The sequence below is a fragment of the Bradyrhizobium sp. Leo114 genome (assembly GCF_055229415.2).
Window position 1 is genome coordinate 161287 of record NZ_JBUYEN020000001.1, and the last position, 12887, is coordinate 174173.

10 protein-coding genes are annotated in these 12887 nt (G+C 63.3%); 2 read left to right on the forward strand and 8 right to left on the reverse strand.

The window, feature by feature from the left end:
• Positions 1-21: 21 nt before the first annotated feature.
• Complete coding sequence (locus ACZIRK_RS00765) at positions 22-924, reverse strand: SMP-30/gluconolactonase/LRE family protein (protein WP_463326738.1); 903 nt, start codon at positions 922-924, stop codon at positions 22-24.
• Between the two features lie 236 nt (positions 925-1160).
• Here ACZIRK_RS00765 and ACZIRK_RS00770 point away from each other — a divergent pair, with 236 nt between their 5' ends.
• A complete protein-coding gene (locus tag ACZIRK_RS00770; protein WP_463326914.1) occupies positions 1161-2183 on the forward strand; it encodes an IS110 family RNA-guided transposase in 1023 nt (340 codons plus the stop codon).
• A gap of 295 nt (positions 2184-2478) precedes the next feature.
• On the opposite strand, the gene ACZIRK_RS00775 is transcribed toward ACZIRK_RS00770, so the two are convergent.
• The 7 genes from ACZIRK_RS00775 to ACZIRK_RS00805 all read right to left on the reverse strand — a co-directional run bounded on the left by ACZIRK_RS00775 (position 2479) and on the right by ACZIRK_RS00805 (position 11381).
• Entirely contained in the window at positions 2479-5181 is a 2703-nt protein-coding gene (locus ACZIRK_RS00775) for a nitrate reductase (protein WP_463326739.1), read from the reverse strand.
• Positions 5178-6386, reverse strand: coding sequence for an NAD(P)/FAD-dependent oxidoreductase (locus ACZIRK_RS00780; RefSeq protein WP_463326740.1), 1209 nt, complete (start codon positions 6384-6386; stop codon positions 5178-5180). The genes ACZIRK_RS00775 and ACZIRK_RS00780 overlap by 4 nt, the downstream gene beginning before the upstream one ends.
• A 10-nt stretch (positions 6387-6396) precedes the next feature.
• Positions 6397-6822, reverse strand: a complete 426-nt coding sequence (locus ACZIRK_RS00785) for a globin family protein (protein WP_130222325.1) — start codon at positions 6820-6822, stop codon at positions 6397-6399.
• Positions 6823-6961: 139 nt separating this feature from the next.
• Positions 6962-7756, reverse strand: a complete 795-nt coding sequence (locus ACZIRK_RS00790) for an ABC transporter ATP-binding protein (RefSeq protein WP_463326741.1) — start codon at positions 7754-7756, stop codon at positions 6962-6964.
• 11 nt (positions 7757-7767) lie between these two features.
• Complete coding sequence (gene ntrB / locus ACZIRK_RS00795; protein WP_028163075.1) at positions 7768-8664, reverse strand: nitrate ABC transporter permease; 897 nt, start codon at positions 8662-8664, stop codon at positions 7768-7770.
• 62 nt (positions 8665-8726) lie between these two features.
• Positions 8727-10046, reverse strand: coding sequence for a CmpA/NrtA family ABC transporter substrate-binding protein (locus ACZIRK_RS00800; RefSeq protein ID WP_463326742.1), 1320 nt, complete (start codon positions 10044-10046; stop codon positions 8727-8729).
• A gap of 411 nt (positions 10047-10457) precedes the next feature.
• Positions 10458-11381, reverse strand: coding sequence for an intradiol ring-cleavage dioxygenase (locus ACZIRK_RS00805; protein ID WP_463326743.1), 924 nt, complete (start codon positions 11379-11381; stop codon positions 10458-10460).
• A 132-nt stretch (positions 11382-11513) separates the two neighbouring features.
• Between ACZIRK_RS00805 and ACZIRK_RS00810 the strand changes: the two genes are divergently transcribed.
• A complete protein-coding gene (locus tag ACZIRK_RS00810; RefSeq protein WP_463326744.1) occupies positions 11514-12788 on the forward strand; it encodes a serine hydrolase domain-containing protein in 1275 nt (424 codons plus the stop codon).
• The last annotated feature ends 99 nt before the right edge of the window (positions 12789-12887 follow it).

Genomic DNA, 12887 nt, shown 5'->3' on the forward strand with positions numbered 1-12887 from the left:
TCGCTCCTCGCAATGACGGCGCTACTTATCAAGCACGCTGATATCCGCCACCAGCACCGTGCCCGTCGCAGATTCCGTGATGTAGAGCCGGTCGCAGTTCTCGCCGCCAATGGCAACGTTGGTGACGGCATTCCCTGCGCAGGACTTGATACGCGCGATCAGCTCGCCTGACAGTGCGAACACGAAGACGTGGCCGAGCGAGACATGGGCGACGAACAGCCGGCCGGCTTTATCCATTGTGATCCCATCCGGACCGCCGGGGCCGAACATCGAGCAGAAACGGCCGACTTTCGACACGCTGCCGTCCTTCATGAACGGCGCGCGCCACACCGCGTTGTCGCGGGTCATCGCAACGAACAACACGGCCTCTTGCGGATCGAGCACCAATCCGTTGGGGCTGATGCCGGTGTTGATCAGGCAATCGAGCTGCCCGCTCGCGCGCAGGCGATAAACCCGGCCGCTCGGATCGTGCAGCCCGGTCTGGCCCTGGTCGGTGAAATAGATGTCGCCGTTGGAGGCGATGTGCAGATCGTTGCAGCCGCGGAAAGATTCCGAATTGCGCGACGTCAGGACCGGAAGCATCCGCCCTGCCCGCGCGTCGAGCTCCATGATACCGTGCCGGTAATCGGCGACGAGGATACGGCCTTTGGAATCGATCTTCAGCCCGTTCGGCCATCCCTGATACTCGACGGCCAGCGACCATTTCTTATTTGGCGAAATTTTGAAGATGCGGCCGAAGGGGATGTCGACAATGTAGAGATTGCCGTCGGCGTCGAAGGACGGCCCTTCGATAAAGCAATCGGTTGGCTGACCCGGGCGATTGGCATCGGCCCACTCGGTTGACTGCTTGCGGCGGAATTCGTCCGGCATGGCGGAGAAGATCGTGGTCTCGATCAATTTCGGCGGCGTTTCCAGGTACAGCATTTCTTGGTTCACCCGTTAGCGGAACGGACGGCACCATAGAGGACGTCCTTGACACAGTCGACCGCCTCTCCGCCGTCATTGCGAGGAGCGTAGCGACGAAGCAATCCATCTCCCCCCGCATGGAGAGATGGATTGCTTCGCTTCGCTCGCAATGATGTTGTGGACGGCCCCACCTAAACGGCATCAAGTGCCAAAACGTGGTCGCCGGAGCGCCACAAAGAGGGAGGCCGTCGGTGGTGAAGTTTATCAGAGCAGCGATTGATCTGGGCAAGAACTATTTTCAGGTTCACGGGCTTGAGAGCGAAGACGGGCGGTCAATCTCGCGGAAGGTGAAGCGTTCGAAGATGCATGAGGTCTTTTCGCAGATCGAGCCCTGCCAGGTTGGCATGGAGGCCTGCGGTTCAGCGCATTATTGGGCTCGCCAACTGGCCGCTCTAGGGCACGAGGTGGTTCTGATACCACCGGCTTACATCAAGCCGTACGTCAAGCGGGGCAAGAATGACGTGGTCGACGCGGCGGCGATCTGCGAGGCGATGTCGCGACCGGATATGCGCTTCGTCCCAATCAAGAGTGCCGACCAGCAAGCCGTTCTGATGCTGCACAAGACCCGCGAGCTGCTGGTCAAGCAGCGCACGATGGCGGTCAACGCCGTGCGCGGCCACCTTGCCGAGTTCGGTATTGTCGCGGCCAAGGGCATAGGGCACGTCGATGAACTGCTGGCGCTGGCGAAGGCGGATGCTGCACTTCCACCCATTGCCATGGCCGCGGTGGCCTGCCTGGCTCGACATCTGGAAGGGCTCGAGGTGTCGATCGCGGCCGTGGAGGAAGAGATCGCCAGGGCGCACAGACAAAATCCGATCAGCCGTGTGCTCGACGAGATCCCCGGCGTTGGGACGCTGATTGCGTCGGTGGTCGCGGCCAGTGTTCCTGATCCGGGCGTGTTCAAATCCGGGCGCGACTTCGCAGCATGGCTCGGTCTGACGCCCAGGCAAAACTCGAGCGGCGGCAAGGAGAAGCTCGGTGCAATTACCAAGCAGGGCAACCGCTACATCCGCAAAATGCTTGTTACGGGGGCGACTTCGGTGCTGCGTGTCGCACGCAAGCGCAAAGGCTCTTTCGCCGACTGGATCAACGCGCTGCGGGCCAGGAAGCCTGAGCGGCTAGTAGCCGTGGCTCTGGCCAACAAGCTGGCGAGGATCTGCTGGGCGATCATGACCACAGGCGAGGGCTTCCGTACCGACACGTATGTCAAGGCTTGAGCGCACCTCACCATCGCAAACAGCACTCCAACGGAGGATGCCGGGTTACGTTTGGTAAGCACGAAAGAAGTGATGAGCGATACGGTCACCACCGAAAGCCATGGACACCCCGACAACGTCACGAGCCGCCAAGCTCGCCGCAATGATAGGGGCCACGGCAATCGGATTTCATCAGGGCCAGCGGTCATAAACCCGCACCAACAGGCCGGACATATGACCGAAGCAGACCAGCTCGTTCGACACTTCAAAAAGTGCTTGCCAATAGGGGCCGTCCACATATGACGTGGGGAGAGATCTAGTTGGCAGCAGCCAACGGAGGCTGCTCAGAATCTCGCGCTCCCGTCTGCGCAATCAGCCGCTTCAATTCCGGAATACAAGACCCGCAATTGGTGCCGGCCTTGAGTTGCGCGCCGATCTCCGCAGGAGAGCCCGCGCCGGCGGCGATTGTGTCGCAGATCGTGGCGCGGCCGACGCCGAAGCAGGCGCAGACGATCGGGCCGGCGTTGGCGACGCCGTCCGCCGATTTGCCTGACAGCAACATGCGACGCTGCGCATCGCTGAGTGCATCGGCAGCAAACAAGCCTTTCACCACGTTCCAGTCGCCGGCATCATCGGCGGGACCGAGGAACAGGCAGGTTTCGATGCGGCCGGCGTTGAAGGAGGCGCCGCGGTAGATGCCGCCGCCGAAATCCTGGTATTCGGCAAGATCGCCTTCGGTGTTCATCCTGAGCCAGAGCTGCCAGCCGAGCAGGTCGGCATTATCAGCGAACAGATAGCCGTGACCGCCATTGACCGCGACGCGCGCGACCCAGGCATGAACAGGCAATTGCAGCGGTTGGCGCGACAGCGCAAAGCCGCGGAACACATATTCGTAAGGAGCGATCGAAGCCGGCGTCGCCTTGTTCTCGGGCTGGCCGGAGAACGGATCGGTGAAGGGCGCGACCAGCGATCCAACGCGGGCGTCGGTCGCAGTGGCCTCGCTCCAATGGATCGGCGCAAACAGCATGCCGCGCTGCTGACGCTCGCTGACGACGACGCGCAGCGTGCATTGCCCATAATCGGTGGTGACGCGTGCAAAGCTGCCATCGCTGACGCCATAGCGCAGGGCGTCGTCAGGATGCACCTCGACGAACGGCTCCGGCAGATGCTGGCCGAGTCTCGGGCTCGCGCCGGTACGCGTCATCGTGTGCCACTGATCGCGGATGCGGCCGGTGTTGAGCCGCAGCGGCCGCGCCGGCGTCGTCTCGGTCCGCAGCGTCGGAATCTCCGGCGCGACCAACCGCGCCTTGCGATCATTGGCGAAGAAGCCGCCTTCGGCGAAGAAGCGTGGCTGCGGCGACGCATCCCGCCGCATCGGCCATTGCACGGGCGCCATCGCGTCAAAAGCCTCGTCCGACAGCGACGTCAGCGCGCCGATGTCGAAATCCCTGATGCCGTTGTTCTCGAACGCCGAGAGCGCCGCGTGCTCGCGGAAGATATCCGCGGCGGACTTGAAGTCGAAGGCGGCGCCAAAACCAAGGCGCCTTGCGACCTCGCAAAGGATCCACCAGTCCGGCTGCGCTTCGCCCGGAGATTCCAGGAACGCGCGCTGGCGCGAGATGCGGCGCTCGGAATTGGTCACCGTGCCGGATTTCTCGCCCCAAGCCTGCGCGGGCAACAACACATGCGCGCCCACATCGACAGTGTCGTTGGAGCGAACATTCTCCGACACCACGAACAGTTCGAGCTTCCGCAATGCCTCACGCGCGGCATCGGCATCCGGCAGCGATACTGCCGGGTTGGTGCCCATCACCCACAACGCCTTGATCTCGCCGCGCCCGATCGCCTCGAACATCTGCACCGCCTTCAACCCCTCATGGGTTGCGATGCGCGGCGCCTTCCAGAACCGGCGGACGCGGTCGATATCCGGCGGCGTGAAGACCATATGGGCGGCAAGCTGGTTGGCGAGCCCACCAACTTCGCGCCCGCCCATCGCGTTCGGCTGGCCCGTCAGCGAGAACGGCGACGCGCCGATCTTGCCGATGCGACCCGTGGCGAGATGGCAGTTCAGGATGGCGTTGACCTTATCGGTGCCCTGCGCCGACTGGTTGACGCCCTGCGAATACAAGGTGACGACGCGCGGCGTGCTTGCGAACATCTTGAAGAACGCCGCGACGTCCTGCTCGGGAAGCCCGGTTGCCAGCGCCGTCGCGCCGACACTGCCGGCCGTGCCGCGGGCGCGCGCCAGCGCCTCGTCGAAACCGCTCGTGTAGCGCTCGATATAGGCGTGATCGAGCGCGCCGCTGTCCACGAGATGGACCAGCAGGCCGCAGAACAATGCGGTGTCGGTCCCGGGCTTCAGGCCGAGGAAGAGATCGGCATCTTCCGATGTATCGGTGCGGCGTGGATCGATCACCACGATGCGCGCGCCGCGCTGCTGCTTGTTGGCGAGCATGCGCTGGAACAGCACCGGATGGCACCAGGCGGCGTTGGAGCCGACCAGCACCAGGAGGTCGGCCTGCTCGAGATCCTCGTAACAGCCGGGCACGGTGTCGGCGCCGAAGGCGCGGCGATGGCCGGCCACGGAGGACGACATGCACAGCCGCGAATTGGTGTCGACATTGGCGCTGCCGATGAAACCCTTCATCAGCTTGTTGGCGACATAGTAATCTTCGGTCAGCAACTGCCCGGAGAGATAGAATGCGACGGCGCCGGGGCCATCGCGCGCGATGATGTGCTTGAAGCGATGCGCGACATGGTCGAGCGCGTCGCTCCAGGCGATGCGCTCCATCCCCTTGTCGCAGCGGATCATCGGATAGAGCAGCCGGTTGTCCAGCCCCAGCGTCTCGCCGAGGGCGGAGCCCTTCGAGCACAGGCGGCCGAAATTGGCGGGATGATCGGGATCGCCCGCGATCGCGGCGCCGCCCTTGCCGTCAGGCGTCGCCAGCACGCCGCAGCCGACGCCGCAATAGGCGCAGGTGGTATTGACGGTGCGAAGCGCGGGATCGGCTGCGCTCATGCTGCCTCCGCCAGCGAACGGCCGAACATCATGTCGCCGCGGATCTTGGCAATCGGCCTCGCGCTGCGGATCAGGTCGAGATACCAGAGCGCATCTGACGTGTCGCCGATCAGGACCGCGCCGGTCAGGCGTCCGTCTGCAATCACCAGCTTCTTGTAGCTGCCGTGGTTAACGTCGCTGAACACGATGCTCTCGCTGCCCTCGGCGCCCATGAAATCGCCGGCGGAAAACACGCTGACACCGGACACTTTCAAATTGGTTGCCACGATGCTGCCGGCATAGGCGACATCCTGTCCGGCAAGATGCCGCGCCAGCACCCGCGCCTGCTCATAGGCCGGCTCGACGAGGCCGTAGCAGATGCCGCGATGCTCGGCGCATTCGCCGATCGCGAACACGCCTTCGGCGCCGGTCTGTAAGCAATCGTCAACCACGATGCCACGATTGACGACAATGCCGGCTTCCTTTGCCAGCGCGATGTTCGGCCGGATGCCGGCGGCGAAGATCACCGCGTCCGCCTTGATCAATCGTCCGTCTGCAAGCTCGACACCTTCGACACGGTTCTCGCCGTGGATGCGCGCGGTGCTGGCCTCGAGCAGGATCTCGATGCCTTTCTGCTCGACCAGCGATTTCAGGAGCGCGCCCGCCGGTGCATCGAGCTGGCGCTCCATCAATCGGTCCATCAGGTGCACCAGCGTCACTGGCGCCCCCGCTTTCGCCAGCCCATAGGCCGCCTCGAGCCCGAGCAGGCCGCCGCCGATCACGACCACGCGCGTCTTGCGCGCGGCGAGCGCCAGCAACAGGTCGACGTCGCGGCTATCGCGGAACGTATGCACGCCGGCGAGCTCGGCGCCGGCCACGTTGAGCCGCAGCGCCGACGAGCCGGTGGTCAGGACCAGCTTCGAGAAGGTGATGCTCTCCTCGCCTTCGATCTTCAATTCGCGGCGGCCGACATCGATCTCGGTGGCGATGCAGCCATATTTCAGCGTCACGCCGCGGTCGCGCCACCACGATGCCGGCTGCAGCTCGATATCCTCCGACGTGGTCTCGCCGGCAAGGACGGAAGACAACAGCACACGGTTATAGGCGAGCCGCGGCTCGCTGCCGATCACCGCGACGGCGTAGCGCCCGAGCGCCACCTTCGACAATTCGTCGACCAGGCGCGCGGCCGCCATCCCATTGCCGACAATGACCAGCGGTTCGCTCACGGCGCTTCCTCTATTCGGCAGCCTGCGTGCCGCCGTAAGCTTCCGAAATCATATAGCCGGACAGCGTGCCGTAGGCAGCAGTCCAGGCGTCCGCGATCTCTGGCGTCCAGCCTTCGCCGAGGCCCTTTTCCAAGGTCCACAACAGCGCACCACCTACAACGGAATAGTGCTCCGCCTTGGTCCCGTAGCTCACATGCCGCTTGGCGAGCGCGCTTGCGGCGGGCAGCACGGATTGCAGATTGCTGAGCCCATTCACCACCACAGCCAGCACCGCCATCAGCTTCTTGCGCTGTTCAGTCATGTCGTCCGGAAACATCGCCCTCACCGTCGGTGCGACCTCGAACAGGCGATCATAGAAGAGGACCGCGGCCTGCTCGGAAATCGGCGCGACCTTCGAAAAACTCTCTTGCACGAGCTTGACTTGCTCCGGTGTCATGCTTTCTCTCCATCTCCACGCGTCGTGCGCGGGCTTGACCTACGCATCCATCCCAGAAAATCTTCTGCCTTCGATGGACTGCCGCGTCATTTTTGCGAAGACGCGCTGCGCGCTCTAGCCCGGCAATAACGACTGCCGGCTACGCCGCTTCCACGAAGCGATGCCGCTCGTAAAGGAATTCGAGCACCCGCTGCCGGCACTTGAGGTAGCCGGAGTTGGTGGCAAGCTCGAGCCGCTTGCGCGGGCGCGCCAGCGGCACTTCCAGCACTTCACCGATCCGTGCGCTCGGGCCGTTGGTCATCATTACAATGCGGTCCGACAGCAGCACCGCCTCGTCGACGTCATGAGTGATCATCAAAATGGTGTTGCCGAGCTTCTGGTGCAGGGCCATCACGGAATCTTGCAGATGCGCGCGGGTCAGCGCATCGAGCGCGCCGAAGGGCTCGTCGAGCAAGAGCACCTTCGGCTCCATCGCGAGCGCCCGCGCAATGCCGACGCGCTGCTTCATGCCGCCTGAGATCTCGTTCGGCCGCTTGTCCTTGGCATGCGCCATCTGCACGAGGTTCAGATTGTGCATCACCCAGGCGTCGCGCTCGGCCCGCGTCTTGGTCTTGGAAAACACCTTGTCGACGCCGAGCTTGACGTTCTCATAGACCGTCAGCCACGGCAGCAGGCTATGGTTCTGGAACACGACCGCGCGATCCGGGCCCGGCGAGTTGACCTCGCGGTTCTCGAGCAGCACGCCGCCACGGGTGGCACCGGTGAGCCCGGCCACGATGTTGAGCAGCGTGGACTTGCCGCAGCCGGAATGGCCGATGATCGAGACGTACTCGCCCTTCTCGATCGTCAGGTTGATGTCCTTCAACACTTCGGTGGTGGCATTGCCGCGGGTGAAGGTCTTGTCGATATGGTCGAGCTTCAGATAGGCCTGCATGACATGTCCCCTCAGTTCACGGCGGTGCCGCGGGTCACGATCTTCGCGACGCCCGCAATCAGGCGGTCGAGTACGAAGCCGATGATGCCGACATAGAACAGCGCCAGGATGATTTCGCTGATGTGCGAGGAATTCCAGGCGTCCCAGATGAAGAAGCCGATGCCGACGCCGCCGATCAGCATTTCGGCCGCGACGATGGCCAGCCAGGATAGGCCGATGCCGATACGAAGGCCGGTGAACATGTAGGGAGCAGCCGCCGGGATCATGATCTTGGCGAAGAACTCGAGCGGATTGAGCTGCACCACCGCGGCGACGTTGCGGTAATCCTGCGGGATATTGCGGATGCCGACGGCGGTGTTGATGATGATCGGCCACACCGAGGTGATGAAGATCACGAAGATCGCCGACGGATGGCCGTCGCGGAAGGCCGCAAGCGACAGCGGCAACCAGGCGAGCGGCGGGATGGTGCGCAGCACCTGGAACAAGGGATCAAGTCCGCGCATCGCCCAGACCGATTGACCGACCAGCGTGCCGAGCGCGACGCCGATGATTGCGGCAAGCGAATAGCCATAGGCGACGCGCTGCAGGCTCGCCGACAGATGCCAGAACAGGCCCTTGTCGATGCCGCCATGATCGAAGAACGGATCGAAGATCAGTTCCTTGGTATCGCTGAACACACGCGAGGGCGGCGGCAGCGTCGAGCCGGCGCGCCGGCAGATCAGCTCCCAAACCACGAGCAGGAACGCGACGACGATCAGCGGCGGCACCACGCGCACCGCGGCCTCCTTCGCCATCTTGGCGTATTTCTCGGACTGCGGCGCACGCTTCGGTGTCATGGTCACGACCGGCGCGGCCGTAACCGGAAGTGCCGTCGATGCGGCGTCGGTTTTCAGTGCAGGCATAGACATCGAAAATCTCTCTCCGTGTTCAGGTGCCGGGCGACGCGCAGATGCGCGCCGCTTTGCGCGGATCAGACGTCAACACGCTTGATGGACAGCGACTTCAGATAGGGCGACGGATTCTCGGGATCGAACACCTTGCCGTCGAAGAACGTCTCCTTGCCGCGCGAGGTCGAGGTCGGGATTTCGGACGCGGGCACGCCCATTTCCTTGGCGGCCTCACGCCACATATCTTCGCGATTGACCTTCGCGATCAGCGCCTTGGTGTCGAAGCCCGCTTCATACTTGCCCCAGCGAATGTCTTCCGTGAGGAACCAGAGATCGTGACTCTGGAACGGATAAGACGCGAAGTCGCGCCAATACTTCATGATGTGCGGCGAGTTCTCGACCACTTTACCGGGGATGCCATAGTCGAACTTGCCGGCGCTGCGGTCATAGACGTCCTCGACCGGGCAATTCATCCATTGCCGCTTGCCCATGATCGAAGCGAGCTCCTGCTTGTTCTCCGCCTTGTCGGACCATTGCTGGGCTTCCATCACCGCCATCAGCAGCGCCTTGGCGGCTTTCGGATATTTGTCGACGAAAGCGGCGCGCATGCCGAACGACTTTTCCGGATGCTTGTTCCAGATTTCCCCGGTCGTGACCGCGGTGTAGCCGATGCGCTGATGGATCAACTGCAGATTCCATGGCTCGCCGACGCAAAAGCAATCCATGGTGCCGACCTTCATGTTGGCGACCATCTGCGGCGGCGGGACAACGATGGTCTCGATGTCCTTGTCGGGATCGATGCCGCCGGCCGCGAGCCAGTAGCGGATCCAGAGATCATGGGTGCCGCCCGGGAAGGTCATGGCAGCTTTCACGGCCTTGCCGGAGGCCTTCTTCTTTTCCAGCGCCGCCTTGAACGGCGTGGCGTCGACGCCGAGTTTGAGATCGGCATATTCGCCGGCGACCGAGATGCACTGGCTGTCGAGGTTGAGCCGCGCCAGGATGTACATCGGCGTTGGCTGGTTGTTCTGCGTCACCTTGCCGGCGGAGATCAGGTAAGGCATCGGGGTCAGGATATGGGCGCCGTCGATGCCGTTGCCTTCCGAGCCGAGCACGAGATTGTCGCGCGTCGTGCCCCATGAAGCCTGCTTCTGCACATCGACATCGGGCATGCCGTATTTGGCAAAGATGCCCTTGTCCTTGGCGACGAACAGCGGTCCGGCGTCGCTGAGCGCGATGAAGCCGAGCTTGGCGCCGTTCACCTCCGGGCCCGCGCCTTGCGCGAACGCGCCGGCCGGGAAATTCAGTTTCGCCGCGGCCAGCAATGCGGCCGTTCCGCTTGCCGCCTTCAGAAGCTGGCGGCGGCTGACGCCCAGGCGGGAGGTCTCTTTGGTCGGCTTCGTCATGCGTGCAAATGTCCTTTGCGTCTGAATGCCCGTCCGCTTGTGGCGCCGCGCTAAGGCGCACGGGGTCGCGTGCTGGGGAGGCCCCAGTCTGGCGGTGTCACAATTCGGATGATTGGTTTCGAGGGACGGCTTCAATGGCGTCGCAAGCTAGCTATTCAAGCTTCGTGCCAAGCCGCGAGACTGGAAAAATTCTAAGAAATGTAACGGGTTGGGAGTCGCACCGCTCCGCGCGTCTCGTCCGGTTCCGCCGCCAAATTTTGCGATTCGCTCAATGTTTGTGCGACGCACAAAAAATGAGCAGGCCCTGCTTGAGCGGTAGCCCGGGTGAAGCGCAGCGCAACCCGGGGATCCCTGCGCGCGTGGTCAGGAGCGATCCCGGGTTACGCTGCGCTTCACCCGGGCTACCCCCGCCTACGCGTCTTCGCCGACCTTCTCGGCCTTCACGCCGAGCGGTGCCGGCGGCGCGCCCTCGCCCGGCTTGATGCGGAAGTCGTAGGTCATCAAATGCCACGGCTCGCTCATCTTGGTGCCGTCGGGCATGACAGGATCGGTGCGCTTTTCTATCTTCGCGACCAGCTCGTCCTTGACGCCGAACACCACGTCGGAGTCGAGATATTTGTCGCCCTCCATGAAGACGTGGGTGATCAGCGGCTCATAGCCCTTCGCCGCGACCAGGAAATGGATGTGCGCGGGACGCATCGGATGGCGCCGCGTCTGCATGATCATCTCGCCGACCGGGCCGTCGGTCGGGATCGGATAGCTGCAGGGCAGGATGGTGCGGAAATGGAAACGGCCGTCACCGCCGGTGATGAAGCGCGCCCGCGACGACGGGCCCTGCGTCGCATAGCTCGGCTTTTGTGAATCGTAGAAGCCATCGTCGTCGGCATGCCAGACGTCGACCGGCGCGCCGGCGACCGGCTTGCCGTCGAGATCGGTGACGCGCGCCTGCACGTAGAGCCGCTCGCCGGGCAGCGTCGCCGAGATATCGGTGCCATCAGGCGTCACCTTGTGCTCGCCGACATAGAACGGACCGAGCACCGTGGTCTCGGTGGCGCCATCGCGGTCGCGATGGTTGACTGCATCGACCAGCATGGAGACGCCAAGCACGTCGGAGAGCAGGATGAACTCCTGGCGGATATCGGTGCATTTGTGACCGGTGCGGGTCAGGAAATCGATCGCATATTCCCATTCCTCGAAGGTGAGGTCGGTGCGGCGGACATAATCGTGCAGCGACTTCACCAATTCCTGAAGCAGGAATTTGGCCCGCGGATTCGGCGTTTCCTCGAAGCTCTGGATGACGGCGGCGGTCAGCTCGGTGTCATTGAATTGCGGCATTGCTTCCATCCCTGCGAATTGGTTTCGCTTGGCTTCACCCTACACGACGACCCACGACGGTGTAAGCGCCAGGTGATTGGAACGCAGGACACTTTTCGGCTATCAAGGCCTGCCCACAACCGGAGAAGAGCGATGTTAGCCCCCACCCCCGCTTCCCCCGAATCCGCCGGCATGTCGCAAGCGGCGCTGGACCGCCTCGAGGACCACCTGAAGCGGCGCTACATCGAGGCCGGGCGGTTTCCGGGCACGCAGCTTCTGGTCTACCGCCGCGGCAAGATCGTGCATTCGACTGTGCAAGGCTTTGCCGATGTCGAGCGCAAGGTGCCGGTCAAGGACGACACCATCTTCCGCATCTATTCCATGACCAAGCCGATCACCTCGGTCGCCTTCATGATGCTGGTTGAGCAAGGCCTCGTGGCACTCGACGAGCCCGTCCATAAATACATCCCGGAATGGAAGAACCTCGGCGTGTTCCAGGCCGGCACCGCGCCGGCGTTCCTGACCAAGCCGCCGTCGCGGCCGATGCTGATCGTCGACCTCCTACGGCACACCTCGGGGCTGACTTACGGCTTCCAGCAGCGCTCCAATGTCGATGCAGCCTATCGCGAGAACAAGATCGGCGAGGTCGTCAAGGCCGGTACGCTCGACAGCATGATCGAGGATCTCGCCAAGATCCCGCTCGAATTCTCACCGGGTGAGGCCTGGAATTATTCTGTCGCCACCGACGTGATCGGCTATCTCGTCGGCAAGATCAGCGGCATCCCGTTCGAGCAATTCCTGAAGGAGCGTATCTTCAACCCGCTCGGCATGAACGACACCGATTTCTTCGTGCCGGCAGACAAGGCGCATCGCCTGGCGGCCTGCTATTCCGCCGACCCGCAAGGCGGCATGACGTTCCATGCCGCCGACCGCAAGGGCGGGCTGACGCTGCAGGATGACCCGGCCACCAGCTCGTTCCTGTCGCCGCCCTCGCTGATATCAGGCGGCGGCGGATTGTGCTCGACGGCCGCCGACTATCTCACCTTCTGCCGCGCGCTGCTCAATGGCGGCGAGGTCGGCGGCGTGCGGCTGATCGGACCGAAGACCTTGAAGCTGATGACGTCGAACCATCTGCCCGGCGGCGTCGACCTGCCGGCCCTGTCGCGCTCGCTGTTCTCGGAAGCGGCCTATAACGGCATCGGCTTTGGCCTCGGCTTTGCCGTGACCATGAACCCGGCGCAGACGCTGATTGCCGGCAGCCCCGGCGAATACAATTGGGGCGGCGCCGCAACCACGTCGTTCTGGATCGACCCGGCGGAAGAATTGATCACAATCTTCATGACGCAGGTGCTCCCCTCCAGCGCCTACCCGCTGCGGCGCGAGCTGCGCACCATGGTGTACGCCGCGATCACCGACAGCAACCTTTGACCCTCTTTGTTCCGCGGCGCATCGCGTGAAGCGCCGCGGAACTTCGACAGCTTTCCAACCGTCGCGACGCGTGCTTGGCATGCAAGTTGCTACGCATGG